Origin of the sequence: Acetatifactor aquisgranensis, assembly GCF_943193215.1 — a bacterium.
Taxonomy (GTDB): Bacteria; Bacillota; Clostridia; order Lachnospirales; family Lachnospiraceae; genus Acetatifactor; species Acetatifactor aquisgranensis.
The window spans coordinates 62,923-75,886 of sequence record NZ_CALPDH010000008.1; the positions used below are offsets into that span (position 1 = coordinate 62,923).

Annotated in this window: 11 protein-coding genes; 4 read left to right on the plus strand and 7 right to left on the minus strand. The window is 48.9% G+C overall.

All coding sequences use genetic code 11. The features are described 5' to 3' along the window. Window positions 1–9 precede the first annotated feature (9 nt). Genes NFS35_RS08745 through NFS35_RS08760 form a run of 4 tightly spaced genes read right to left on the minus strand, consistent with a single transcriptional unit; the run spans window position 10 to window position 3,776 of the window. Window positions 10–984, minus strand: coding sequence for a DNA cytosine methyltransferase (locus NFS35_RS08745; protein WP_251206749.1), 975 nt, complete (start codon window positions 982–984; stop codon window positions 10–12). Further along, window positions 984–2,453: a protein NO VEIN domain-containing protein gene (locus NFS35_RS08750; RefSeq protein ID WP_251206750.1), complete on the minus strand. Its 1,470-nt coding sequence runs from the start codon at window positions 2,451–2,453 to the stop codon at window positions 984–986. The genes NFS35_RS08745 and NFS35_RS08750 overlap by 1 nt, the downstream gene beginning before the upstream one ends. Before the next feature lie 53 nt (window positions 2,454–2,506). Further along, window positions 2,507–3,601, minus strand: a complete 1,095-nt coding sequence (locus tag NFS35_RS08755) for a DNA cytosine methyltransferase (protein WP_251206751.1) — start codon at window positions 3,599–3,601, stop codon at window positions 2,507–2,509. Further along, a complete protein-coding gene (locus NFS35_RS08760; RefSeq protein ID WP_251206752.1) occupies window positions 3,588–3,776 on the minus strand; it encodes a helix-turn-helix domain-containing protein in 189 nt (62 codons plus the stop codon). The genes NFS35_RS08755 and NFS35_RS08760 overlap by 14 nt, the downstream gene beginning before the upstream one ends. Window positions 3,777–4,291: 515 nt before the next feature. Here NFS35_RS08760 and NFS35_RS08765 point away from each other — a divergent pair. Continuing rightward, on the plus strand, window positions 4,292–5,845 hold the full coding sequence (locus tag NFS35_RS08765; RefSeq protein ID WP_251206753.1) for an ATP-binding cassette domain-containing protein: 1,554 nt from the start codon (window positions 4,292–4,294) through the stop codon (window positions 5,843–5,845). A gap of 80 nt (window positions 5,846–5,925) precedes the next feature. Here the strand turns inward: NFS35_RS08765 and spoVG are convergent, their stop codons facing one another. From spoVG to NFS35_RS08780, 3 genes are all read right to left on the minus strand, one after another. Continuing rightward, window positions 5,926–6,198: a septation regulator SpoVG gene (gene spoVG, locus NFS35_RS08770; protein WP_251206754.1), complete on the minus strand. Its 273-nt coding sequence runs from the start codon at window positions 6,196–6,198 to the stop codon at window positions 5,926–5,928. Window positions 6,199–6,337: 139 nt separating this feature from the next. Next, window positions 6,338–7,459, minus strand: a complete 1,122-nt coding sequence (gene glgD, locus NFS35_RS08775; RefSeq protein ID WP_251206755.1) for a glucose-1-phosphate adenylyltransferase subunit GlgD — start codon at window positions 7,457–7,459, stop codon at window positions 6,338–6,340. After that, entirely contained in the window at window positions 7,456–8,730 is a 1,275-nt protein-coding gene (locus tag NFS35_RS08780) for a glucose-1-phosphate adenylyltransferase (protein ID WP_251206756.1), read from the minus strand. Before NFS35_RS08780 ends, glgD begins: the two co-directional genes overlap by 4 nt. 434 nt (window positions 8,731–9,164) lie before the next feature. Here NFS35_RS08780 and murC point away from each other — a divergent pair, with 434 nt between their 5' ends. The 3 genes from murC (at window position 9,165) to NFS35_RS08795 (ending at window position 12,920) form a co-directional block, all read left to right on the plus strand. Next, complete coding sequence (gene murC / locus NFS35_RS08785) at window positions 9,165–10,544, plus strand: UDP-N-acetylmuramate--L-alanine ligase (protein ID WP_251206757.1); 1,380 nt, start codon at window positions 9,165–9,167, stop codon at window positions 10,542–10,544. 231 nt (window positions 10,545–10,775) lie between these two features. After that, window positions 10,776–11,897 (plus strand): DnaD domain protein, encoded by a 1,122-nt coding sequence (locus NFS35_RS08790; RefSeq protein WP_251206758.1) that lies wholly within the window; start codon window positions 10,776–10,778, stop codon window positions 11,895–11,897. 30 nt (window positions 11,898–11,927) lie between these two features. Beyond that, the gene (locus NFS35_RS08795; RefSeq protein ID WP_251206759.1) at window positions 11,928–12,920 is read left to right on the plus strand and encodes an ATP-binding protein; all 993 of its coding nucleotides are present in this window, start codon (window positions 11,928–11,930) and stop codon (window positions 12,918–12,920) included. Window positions 12,921–12,964: the final 44 nt, after the last annotated feature.

The following is a 12,964-nucleotide window of genomic DNA, read 5'->3' on the forward strand; positions in this document are numbered from 1 at the left end:
ACCTTACAGTTATTCAACACATTTATCACTAAGATAATCGGCAACCTTTTTGGCAATATGCCAGAACATTACCGGAGGAACTGCATTGCCAATCTGACGGTAAGCATCCGTTTCACTGCCTGAAAATTCAAAACTGTCGGGAAAGGATTGTATCCTGGCGGCTTCCCTTGGTGTAAAACGCCTGTAAAGCTCTTTGTGCGGATCTACCAAGAGCACTGGATCTCTTGAATTTAAGCTGACTTTTGCCAAATGGCTGGTCACTGTCAAACATGGCTCATCCAGTTTTTGCCATAAGCCTCTTTTCATGTTTGGCTTGGCATTTTTCATCCCTAATACCGCTTTTTCAGAAAAATAATACTTTTGCTCATCTATGGCAAGCCTAGGTACGGCAACTGACAGAGGCACCCAGGCACCTTTATTTGTTTCCCCGGGAAATTCAAACTTTATGTTTAAATCATTCCGAAATCCTACCAAAATGACTCTTTCTCGCTTCTGTGGCACACCATAATCGGCTGCATTCAATAAGCTGTGTGTTACTGTATATCCTGCTTCCTCAAATGCCTCACAAATCCTTTTAAATATAGCACCCTTATGCAATGTCTTCAAGCCTTTTACATTCTCCGCAATAAATACCAACGGCTGTTTATCTTTCACAATGCGTACCATTTGTTTATACAGATTTGCCCGTGCATCAAAAGGATCCTTTGTGGGATTTACAGTGCTGAATGACTGACAGGGAAATCCTCCGATTATCACATCACAGTTCGGTATTTCCGCAGATTTTACTTCACATACATCCGCACGCTTGACTATACTGGCATGAAAATTTAGCATATGTGTATCCAGCGCTTTCTGGTCTATATCCATCGCATATGTCAAATCAAAAGGAAGTCTTTCATATTTTTTATTGTTAAATATAAAATCCCCTACAATTCCCTGATCGCATCCGCCGCATCCGGCAAACAAAGAAACAACCTTATACATCAATCTGCCTCTTTTCTAATCAATATCAGCCTGTCTACGCTATTGCTGGAAAAATCAAAACGATATGTCATCGGTATAGCCTGAATCCTTCCATCGTCAATTTTATCGGCGACATTATCAATCACGAAAACCGAAACACCCTGCCGGGTAAAGAACACCCTGTATATAGCATAATATCCCCGGTGCTGACGAGCAGCTATCCACTCGTTTCTTGTTACATTCAGAGTATCGATCCAAAGCGTATCGTTTAAATCCGGACATGTAAGCCTCTTGGTGGATTTAACTTCTATATATTTCACAAATTCCGCTTCATCACCTGGTTCCGCTATGACAGACTGAATATCATAACCAATCCCTTTTGTTTTTCCAAGAGAAAGCACCTTGTTAGCCAGTCTGGCGCTATATGCAGCAACTCTCTTTTTTTCATACTCATATATGAGCGCCTCTCCTTCATCCCCAAAATCAGTAAGATTCACTCTCGTTTTGGCAGACTGTTTTTTATCAATTCCGTCACTCTCTCTTTTTTCTTCAAACATAAGAGCATCCGAATATGTGGCAAACTTCGAGGCATAGACAGATAAGCCCGCATAATATGCATCCCAGTCATACTGAAACTTCTTTCTTACTTCAACGTCTCTTAAATTATATGAATATACGTCAAAAGCAGGCTTTTCTTTATATGCTGCTGCAAACAAATCTAAGGTTTCTTTTTCATTTGGATTTAGTACCACTCTTTTATCATCAGTAATCCGAATGAGATTTGCCAACTCCAGGTAATTAATCTGCTCATTAATATGCTGATGTGTGTATGAAGATGCTTTCCCCGGCATTTTTATATCCCATTCCACCCCGGCTTTCTGATCCTTTTCTATTACCTCCAGCACCTCATACGGGCTCGCATTTCCCTGCAGTACATCCAAAGAATTCAGGACATAATATCCTAATGCTTTCTTTGTTATATTAACTTTTGCAACTTGTGCAATTTGCAATAATTTGATTATGAATGAATTGGGTCTTATATTTATTTCATTTTTCGTGCGCTCAATCACCGTTGTGGCAACCTTCTGCATTCCATTTGGGAACTGCATTTTAAAGCACACATCCTTAAAAAAAGCTGGTTGATCGTTATCCTCAAGATATTTCTGAGTTCGTTCAGACTCATATACCATTCCATCATCTGCAAAAAAATACATTCCAAAAAGTTTTCCGGAAATTTCTGTCCTGTGATTGTCCAATGTCTTCTTTATGCGCTCAGACTCCGGCAGAAACCGTCTAAACGCATTATTAAATAATTGCTCGAAGTCTTCATGGGTACATGGGCATATTTCATCAATAACTTTTGCATATGCCGGAAGAAGATCATCCATTTCTTTTTGTGATTTTCCCCTGATTATCGTACATCTATACTGTTTTCTATGATCATACATTATACCACCTCTAAACAATATTTTCTTTTCTTGCTTTATCACGTACTTTGCCGCCAACTATATCACACTATACTGCTCTGCCGGATTATATGCCATTATTCTTCCTCCTTCAAAATATCTTTCAAGCTTTCTGCTATAGCTTTGGCCAACAAAGGAGGCACTGCATTCCCTACCTGTTTTAACTGGCTTGTCTTTATGCCCACAAATTCAAATGTATCCGGAAACGACTGTATTCTCGCAGATTCTCTTACCGTAGGCACCCTGTTCTCCTTATAATGGAAATGATGGTTATGTCCTGTATCTATTGTAAAACATGGTTTTCTGCTATCCATCCTTGTCCAGGCAATATGTACTTTCCTTGTATTCCACAATTCTTCCGGCAAATCTTTATAATTTCCACCATCCGGAACCATCGCTATAATCTCTTTCGTCCTGGTATTATGCAGAGTTATCGAATGGTTCAATATACTCTTACTGCCCTGCCGCATTGTTTTCTGATAATCATTTTCTGCAGGCAGTTTATACGCAATATCCTCGCCGAGAACCCTGTCATCAGGCACAAAATCCAAATCGCTTATGGCATCCTTGCTAGTCCAGACATCCAATCCCATTCCCACCCCTCTCACAGGTTCCGGGTAAGAATATTCGATACCCCTTTCAGCCAAATCATCTCTGATACCGACGAAAAACACTCTTTTTCTCTGCTGCGGAACGCCATAAGCATCCGCCGATAGTATCTGCATTTGCACATGATATCCGATATTTGTAAAATCTTCCTTTACCTGTTCTGCAACCTGACCTTTAAACAGTCTCACAAGCCCTGGCACATTCTCCATTACGAACACTTTAGGTTTTATTTGAGAAACAATCTGTACATAAGATTTGTAAAGCCTGTTCCTTTCATCATCTATCATTCTCTTCCCGGACACGGAAAAACCCTGGCACGGGGGACCTCCGATAATGACGTCAACTTCATTCGCATTTAGTCTGCTACCTTCCAGAATGTCCTTTCCTGAAACCTTTGTTATGTCTTCATTCAGAACTGCTGCTTCCGGAAAATTTTTCTGATATGTAATCGTAGCATCTTTCCACATATCAATTCCAAAACAGATTTTAAAACCGGCTTCTTCAAATCCCTTTGAAAATCCCCCGCATCCGCAAAAGAGATCCACAACATTAAGCTTTCTCATAATGGCAATCCGCCTTCCTTCTTTTATCATTTGGTTTTTCCGCATCCAACGGAATTGCCCAGTTTTCACCAAGTTTAAAAACGCCCTCTATTCTGTTTTGGGCACACAGAATCTGAACCCGTCTTTGCGATATATTCCATTTATCTGCTGCTTGACTTGCCGTCATATATTTCATATTGTACCTCCACCAATACGTCTCCGTACATTCCATATTATATTCGATGGGGCGAATAATAGCAAGCATTTTCTTACTTTTATACCACAGCAATGGCCGAAATCAAAAAAATTTCTTGCCATCCAGATTCCATTATGCTAAAATAAAGCCAGTCAACAGAAAGGTACCATTCGGTAGAAGGTGAAAGAATGAGCAGTCGATAACATGATTTGGAGCAGCAGACAGTTTAAAGCAAGCCTGTGGTACAGGTTTGTTTGCGTATGCCGAATCAGTCTATCGCCTCATTTTTGAAGCCTTTTTCTATGCCGCTATTCCACAGGGATTTCATTATAGCGCCCCAAAACCCGGAAAAGATTCCTGCCGGGCAGTTTTTCCCATTTACGGCATATTCCCCAGCAACAGGACACAGGCTTCCTTCGAGCGCAGACTTAAGGCCGGCTCCGCAGGCAAAAGCCCAGGCTTTAGCAAGGAGTCCGCTGAAAGCATCCCGGCGGGCTTAAAGCAGGAGGCCTTATATGTTACAGATAAGAAAATTAAGCATCACCCACAAAAAAGATTTCCGCGTCATCCTGCAGGACTTTACCTGCGCGCTGAATAGCGGAGACAAAGCCGTCATCATCGGCGAGGAGGGCAATGGCAAGTCCACTCTGCTGAAATGGCTCTATGACCCGGAACTGATTGAAAATTATGCCGAAGCTAAGGGCGAGCGAATCACGGCCCGGGAACAGATGGCGTATCTGCCCCAGGAACTGCCCAGGGAAGACCGCGAGAAGACCCTCTACGAATTCTTTGCGGATTGTCCGGCATTCTACGAGCAGTCCCCCCGGGATCTAAGCGCTCTCGCAGGCAAGTTCCACCTGCCCCAGGACTTCTTCTACGGCGACCAGCTCATGGGCACCCTGTCCGGCGGCGAAAAGGTCAAGGCACAGATGATGCGCCTGCTTTTGTCCCGGCCCACAGCCCTTTTGCTGGATGAGCCCTCCAATGACCTGGACATCGAGACCCTGGAATGGCTGGAAGCCCTGATTCTGGAATGGCCGGGCATCGTGCTCTTCATCTCCCACGACGAGACGCTGATCGAACGCACCGCCAACATGGTCATCCACATCGAACAGCTTCGCCGCAAAAGCGTCTGCCGATATACGGTAGCCCATGTTCCCTATCTGCGGTACAAAGACGAGCGCGGCGATAAGTTTGAAAGGCAGGCCAGGCAGGCGGCAGCCGAGCGCCGGGAAAAGGAAATCCGGGATGAGAAAATCCTCAAAATCGAGCAGAGCGTGGCCTCCCGTCTGGACAATATCTCCAAAGCGGACCGCGACGCAAAGGGCAGGCTCCTGAAGAAAAAGATGAAAGCGGTCAAAAGCCTGGAGCATCGCTTCGAGCGGCAGGACGCCGAAATGACCCAGATGCCGGAGGAAGAATCCGCCATCTTCTTCAAGCTTGGTGAAAAATCCCGGGCGATTCCCGCCGGGAAGACCGTCATCGAATTTTCCCTGGACTGCCTGCGCACGCCGGACCAGTCCCATGTGCTGGCCGAAAATATCTCCCTGCACATCCGCGGCCCTGAAAAAATCGGCATCATCGGCAAAAACGGCGCGGGAAAGACCACGCTGCTCCGGCTGATAGCAAAGCAGCTTCTTGCCCGGACGGACATCCGCGCCGCGTATATGCCCCAGAATTACGAAGACCTGCTGCATCTGGAGATGACGCCGGTGGAATACCTTGCCGCATCCGGCGACAAGGAAGAGACCACCCGCATCCGGACTTTCCTGGGCTCCCTGAAATATACCGCCGACGAGATGGACCACTCCATCGCCGAGCTGTCCGGCGGCCAGAAAGCGAAAGTGCTGCTATTGAAAATGAGCCTGTCCGGAGCAAACGTGCTGGTTCTGGACGAGCCCACCAGGAACTTCTCCGCTCTGTCCGCCCCTGTGATACGGGGCATGCTGTCAGAATTCCCGGGAGCCATCCTCAGCATCTCCCACGACAGGAAATATATTTCGGAAGTCTGCCGGAAAGTATACCGGCTGACGCAGGACGGTCTTCTGAAAGAAGACGAAAAGCAGTAAACACATGTAAAAAAAGCCATGGCGCTTACCGCCATGGCTTTTTGGGGATTTAATTGTCTTTTATCCTATGCTGTCACGTCTCATTCCCCGTCCGGCTCCGTCAGGGCCCTCCTGTAGCTCTCCAGGATGACTTTCTGGATCGCTTCTCTGGCGGACGCATTGATGGGATGGGCAATATCCTTGTATTCTCCATCTGCCGTCCTCTTGCTGGGCATTGCAATGAACAGCCCCTTGTCTCCTTCTATTACCTTGATATCATGTACTACGAATTCCTCGTCCAAGGTAATGGACACAATCGCCTTCATCCTGCCCTCCTTCGCAATCTTTCGCACGCGAACATCTGTAACCTGCATCTCTTAAACCCCCTTACTCGGAATCCATACCGCACACCAGTAAAACTTGCTACAAATCCCGACTGCAGATCACCGACGGGATCTTTGTTCGTTTTCCTAATTGTAAAGCCCGGCGGTCTGCAGTATAAAGCCACCTATGTCACATCGTGTATCTTTCGTTTCTCTCTACTACAATGCGAATCTGCCCATCTTCCCCCACATAGCGGGAATTTGCCCGAATGGTGCTATGGCTTTCTAAGATGCAATTCTCGATGTAAGTGTTGTCGCCGATATACACATCATTCAGAATGATGGAATTCTTGATGACACAATTATTGCCTATATAACTCTTTTTGAATACGACGGAGTTCTCTACAACACCGTTGACGATGCAGCCGCTGGATATCAGGCTGTTCCGCACGCTGGCTCCCACATTATACTTTGCAGGGGCCAGGTCGTCCACCTTGGAATAGATGTCCGGGTATTGCTTGAAGAAATAATTCCGCACCTCGGATTTCAGGAAGTCCATGTTGGTGCTGTAGTAATCCTCCACCGAGGCTATGTTCCTCCAGTAATCCTTTATCTTGTAACCAAAGATTCGTTTCACATCCTTATGGCGGATGAGGATGTCCCTGACGAAATCGTACCGGTCCTCCTCGATGCATTTCTCCACCATCTCTATGAGCTGGCGCCTGCGGAGGATGTAGATGCCGCAGGAGATGACCCTGGATATAGCCTGCAGCGGCTTTTCCTCGAATTCCTCGATACGGCTCTCCTCATTCATGCGGATGGTCCCGAAGCGCTCCAGATCCGCCTGGGGGCTCATATCCCGGCAGACCACGGTGATATCCGCCTTTCTCTCGATATGATATTCCAGCACCTTGCCATAATCCATCTTGTACACGCCGTCCCCCGATGCCACCAGCACATAGGGTTCATGGCTGCTCTTTAGGAAATCCAGATTCTGGTAAATGGCATCCGCCGTGCCCCTGTACCAGTTGCTGTTCTGCGCTGTCACCGCCGGTGTGAATACATATAAGCCGCCCTGCTTGCGCCCGAAATCCCACCATTTGGAGGAGCTTAGGTGTTCATGCAGGCTGCTGGCATTGTACTGGGTCAGCACCGCCACCTTCTGGATATGGGAATTCGACATGTTGCTCAAGGTAAAATCGATACTGCGGTAGCTGCCCGCGATAGGCATGGCGCACACGGCGCGTTTGTGTGACAGCTCCTGCATCCTGCGGTTATTGCCGCCGGCCAAAATGATTCCGATTGCCCTCATTGCTGTTCACCTGCCTTAATCAAAGTTTTGCCCCCTGGCAGATAGGAATTCTCGTAATCCAGTCCTGTGGTGACGCCGGAAATCACCGCGTTCTTCCCCACCGTAATGCCGTTGGGGATGACACTCCGCTCCCCTATAGTCACGATGTCATGGTTATAGATATGCGGGGCGATTTCATTCTCCACCGGCTCTCCCAGCCCCAGCTTCACGTAATCGCCTATCCGCACCTCCTCCGCCACGATGGCCTTGTATAGCTCGCAATGGTTTCCAATCTGGGTCTGGTTCATGATGATGGAATCCCGGACTACCGTGTCCCTGCCGATGGTGACCCCGCAGCCTATGACGGAGTTGTACACCTTGCCGTAGACATCCGTGCCCTCGCCGATGATGCTTGTCTCCACTATGCTGTCCGGCGCAAAATACTGGGGCGGCTGAATCTCGCTCTTGGTGTAGATCTTCCAGTATTCCTCATACAGATTGAACTCCGGTACGATGTCGATCAGCTCCATATTGGCCTGCCAGTAGGAATGCAGAGTGCCTACATCCTTCCAGTAACCGTTGAACTCGTAGGCGTAAAGGAACGCGCCTTTCCTGTGACAGTAGGGAATCACATGCTTGCCAAAGTCCAGCGCAGGCTGTTCCGCCATGGCTACCAGGGCCTTTTTCAGGGTCTTCCAGTTGAAGATATAGATGCCCATACTGGCCAGATTGCTCCTGGGATGTCTGGGCTTTTCTTCAAAATCCGTAATCCTGCGCTTCTCATCGGCTATCATGATGCCGAAGCGGCCAGCCTCCTCCATGGGCACCGGCATGACGGCGATGGTCACATCCGCATTGTTGTCCTTATGAAAGTCCAGCATGAGCTCGTAGTCCATCTTGTAGATATGGTCCCCTGACAGAATCAGCACATAATCGGGGTGATAGCCCTCCATATATTCCAGATTCTGGTAGATGGCGTTGGCCGTGCCCGTATACCATTCGCTGTTGGAGCTTCTCTCATAGGGCGGCAGCACCGTGACGCCGCCGATATTGCGGTCCAGATCCCAGGGGATGCCTATTCCGATATGGGAATTCAGCCGCAGGGGCTGATACTGGGTCAGGACTCCCACCGTGTCCACTCCCGAATTGATGCAGTTGGAGAGCGGAAAGTCAATGATTCGGTACTTTCCTCCGAACGCCACGGCAGGCTTTGCCATCTTGGACGTCAGTACGCCCAGCCGACTGCCCTGCCCGCCTGCCAGCAGCATGGCAATCATTTCTTTCTTTACCATGGTTGTCACCTCTGTTTCGTGTATTATCGGAGCAAGTCAAATCTGATAATCAACGCGCGCCACACGGCTTTCTGCGCTCGACTTTCATGCTTTGGTTGAAGTCATTATGCCACAGTTCCGTGCGCCCCGGCGCACATGGAATCAAAAGTTGACACAATGTCCTTGTGTGTCAACATTATATCATACGGCTTGACAAAATGGAATATTTAATGTCAAAATATTTATTTTTTATATTCTTATTTGTGTTGAAAATTAACATATTTTCAGCATAATGGACTCTATTTTTATATATTTTTTCTATTTTTTATATTTTATGCACACAATTTTCTCTGTCACCTTGGTCAACTTTGGAAACTGTATTTCATATTGATTTTTTTTCGCCGCCGGTGCTATAATAATAATGAAAAGAAAATCCAACAAGGAAGTACAGCGATATGTATACAATTGATTTCAATCATCCCTCCTCCCTCTACTTTGTGGGCATCGGCGGCATCAGCATGTCCGGGCTGGCGGAACTGCTGGCCGACGCGGGCTTTCAGGTGTCAGGCTCCGACCGCGCTCCCAGCGCCACCACCAGGATGCTGGAGGCACAGGGGATTACCGTATTCTATGGACAAAAGGCAGAAAATATTACCGATACGATAGACTGCGCCGTCTTCACCGCCGCCATCCGCCCCGACAACCCGGAGTACAGGGCTGTCCACGAAAAGAATCTCCCCTGCCTGACCAGGGGACAGCTCATGGGACAGGTGATGAAGAATTACCGGATTCCCATTGCCGTCAGCGGCACCCACGGCAAGACCACTACCACCTCCATGATCAGCGAAATCCTCCTGGGCGCCGGTCTGGATCCCACCCTGTCCGTGGGAGGCATCCTGAAAGACATCGGCGGCAATATGCGGATAGGACATTCGGATTACTTCGTGACGGAGGCCTGCGAGTATACCAACAGCTTCCTGGACTTCTTCCCGAAGATAGGCATCATCCTGAACATAGACGAAGACCATCTCGACTTCTTTAAAGACCTGGAGGATATCCGCCATTCTTTCCGGCGGTTCGCGCAGCTCCTGCCCGAAGACGGCTGTCTGATCATCAATGGGGAGACAGAGCGTCTGGAGGAGATCGTCGATGGGCTGGCCTGCCGCGTCGTCACTTTCGGCATCGGCAATACCTGCGACTATTATGCCACGGACATCCGCTACGACGAATTCGGCAATCCCGCTTTCACCCTGCACGATTCCGCGGGCAGGGAACGGGCCGTAGTTTTAAGCGTCCCCGGCGAGCACAATGTGAAGAACGCTCTGGCGGCATTTGCGCTGGCCGACTGTCTTTCCATTGACAGCGCGGCGGCGGAGACCGCCCTGCGGGGCTATAAGGGTACCGACCGCAGATTCGAGTACAAGGGCAAAGTGGGCGGCGTCACCATCATCGACGACTATGCCCATCATCCCACGGAAATCACCGCCACTTTGACTGCTGCCGCAAACTACCCCCACAGGAAGCTGTGGTGCGTGTTCCAGCCCCACACCTATACCCGCACAAAGGCTTATCTGAAAGAGTTCGCGCAATCCCTGTCCCTGGCGGACGAAGTGGTGCTGGCGGACATTTACGCGGCCCGGGAGACGGATACCCTTGGCGTCCACTCGGAAGATCTGCAGCGGGAAATCCAGGCCCTTGGGCATGAGTGCCATTATTTTCCGAGTTTTGATGAGATAGAAAATTTCCTTTTGGAAAATTGCATAAACGGCGATGTGTTGATAACCATGGGGGCGGGAGACGTGGTAAAAATCGGCGAAAATCTGCTTGGTTCGTAATTATCCACATTATCCACAGAAAAGATGGAAATCCGGACTGTGGATATTTTTTCAGAAAGGCCCTGTAAAATCCGGGGCTCTGAAAAGTTGTACACCGTTTCCACAATTTCCACATTTTTGCCCGGGCCCGATTCCCAAAATGGATTCCGGCAATTTTACTATTTCTTTTTTTATGACCTTATGCTATACTTTTTCTACTAAAGCGATTGTTATGAGAGGCAGGGAGACCAAATGGCGCGTTTGACGATTTACCCGGATAATCATGTGGATTCCACGGTAGTGTCCAATCTTTTCATCGATGAATATATGAAGGATGCCAATGACGCGCAGCTGAAAGTCTACCTCTATCTGCTCCGCATGATGAATGCCCAAATGCCCACCAGTGTGTCCGATATCGCGGACAAGTTCAACCACACGGAAAAGGATGTGCTGCGCGCTCTCAAGTACTGGGAGAAGCAGCGTATTTTAAGCCTGGACTATGACGGGAGCAAGAATCTGGTGGGAATCCATATCCACGATTTAAACGCCGCGACCGAATCCGGCGCTGTTTCGGTTCCCCGGACTCCGGCCTCTTTCGTGCCTGTGCCCTCCGCGGCGGCAGCTCCGGCGGAGAGTCCCCGGGAGATTCGTTTTCCCGAAGAGAGCATCTCTGTTCCCATGCCTCAGGAGACTTCCCCCTACGAAAAGCCCTCTTACTCGGCCGACCAGCTCAGGGAATTCAAGAACAGGCAGGAGACCACCCAGCTTCTGTTCGTGGCGGAGTCCTATATCGGAAAGCCGCTGACGCCGTCGGAGATCAAGACCATCCTGTACTTCACGGATGTGCTGCATTTTTCTGACGACCTGATTGACTATCTGATTCAATACTGTGTGGATCGGGGCAAAAAGGATTTCAAGTACATAGAGAAAGTTGCGGTGAACTGGGCGGAGCAGGGCATCACCACCCCCAAGCAGGCCCAGAAAAACGCCACCCGCTACGACAAGAATATCTACACTATCATGAACGGGCTGGGGAAGAGCAATTCTCCCACCGCCAAGGAGATGGAGTTCATCACGCGCTGGCTGAAAGATTACGGTTTTTCCGTGGATATCATCATCGAGGCCTGCGAGCGCACGGTCCTGGCGACGGACAAGCACCGCTTCGAGTATGCTGAGAGCATCTTGAGCAGCTGGAAGCGCCAGAACGTGCACCACAAATCCGACATCCAGGGAATCGATGATATGTACCAGCAGCGCAGGAAGAACACCGGCTCCGCCTCTTCCAAGCAATCCGGCGGCAATAATAAGTTCAATCAGTTCACGCAGAACAGCTATGATTTTGTCGCTCTGGAACAGGAACTGGTCAGTAACTGACCGTAAGGCACAAAGACAAGGAGATCAGAAGTGGCACTCAGCAATTCCCAGTACGAAGCCATCATAAAAGGATACCAGCGCACAAGGGACGAGAACAGGATTCTTGCGGAGACCAGGAGACAGAAAGTCTATGAAACCGTGCCCGAATACCGCCGGCTTGAGGAGTCCATCAGCACGCTCTCCGTTGCCGGCGCAAGGCGCATGCTGGGGGGAGATGAGAACGCTCTGGCCAGGCTGCATGAAGAGCTGGCTGAAGTCACCGCCAGACAGAAATGTCTCCTTGCAGAGCACGGCTTTCCCGCCGATTATCTGGAGCCTTTATACCGCTGCGCCGACTGTCAGGACACGGGCTATATCACCTCCGGGAACGGCCTCCGGGAAAAATGCCATTGTTTCCGGCAGCAGGAAATCTCCATCCTTTATGCCCAGTCCCATATACAGGACACCATCGAACGGGAAAATTTTTCCACTCTTTCGTATGCATATTATCGGGATGACGATTTGCGCCGTTTTGAGACGGCGGTGGACATCAGCCGGAAATTCATAAAGGATTTCCGGGAAAATTATCAGAATCTCTTTTTCTATGGCACTGTGGGAACCGGAAAAAGCTTCCTGTCCGGCTGCATAGCGGGAGAGTTGCTGAAAAACGGCAATTCCGTGATTTATTTCAGCGCGTCCGGCCTCTTCGACACGCTGGCCAGATATACTTTTGACGGGAGGCTGAAAGACAGTCTCCACGATTTATGCGAAGATTTGTACAGCTGCGACCTGCTGATTATCGATGACCTGGGGACAGAAATCACCAACAGCTTTGTGACTTCCGAGCTGTTTTCCTGTCTCAACGAACGTCATCTGCGCGGCAAGTCCACTTTGATTTCTACCAATATCAGTTTAGAAGAGCTCAGGGATCGCTATTCCGACCGGATTTTCTCCCGAATCACCAGCGGCTTTACCCTCTGCAAGCTCACCGGGCCGGACATCCGCATCCTGAAAAAGCGCCTGTCCAATGCCGCAGCCACATAACATACATAGTACCTGCAAGATCTTCTTCCGGATTCAGACAACAA

Excerpts from the sequence above, each read along its gene's own strand:
- NFS35_RS08760 (WP_251206752.1), bottom strand. The coding sequence starts at position 3,776 with ATGAAATATATGACGGCAAGTCAAGCAGCAGATAAATGGAATATATCG.
- NFS35_RS08745 (WP_251206749.1), bottom strand. The coding sequence starts at position 984 with ATGTATAAGGTTGTTTCTTTGTTTGCCGGATGCGGCGGATGCGATCAG.
- NFS35_RS08755 (WP_251206751.1), bottom strand. The coding sequence starts at position 3,601 with ATGAGAAAGCTTAATGTTGTGGATCTCTTTTGCGGATGCGGGGGATTT.
- NFS35_RS08790 (WP_251206758.1), top strand. The coding sequence starts at position 10,776 with ATGGCGCGTTTGACGATTTACCCGGATAATCATGTGGATTCCACGGTA.
- murC (WP_251206757.1), top strand. The coding sequence starts at position 9,165 with ATGTATACAATTGATTTCAATCATCCCTCCTCCCTCTACTTTGTGGGC.
- NFS35_RS08765 (WP_251206753.1), top strand. The coding sequence starts at position 4,292 with ATGTTACAGATAAGAAAATTAAGCATCACCCACAAAAAAGATTTCCGC.
- spoVG (WP_251206754.1), bottom strand. The coding sequence starts at position 6,198 with ATGCAGGTTACAGATGTTCGCGTGCGAAAGATTGCGAAGGAGGGCAGG.
- glgD (WP_251206755.1), bottom strand. The coding sequence starts at position 7,459 with ATGAGGGCAATCGGAATCATTTTGGCCGGCGGCAATAACCGCAGGATG.
- NFS35_RS08780 (WP_251206756.1), bottom strand. The coding sequence starts at position 8,730 with ATGGTAAAGAAAGAAATGATTGCCATGCTGCTGGCAGGCGGGCAGGGC.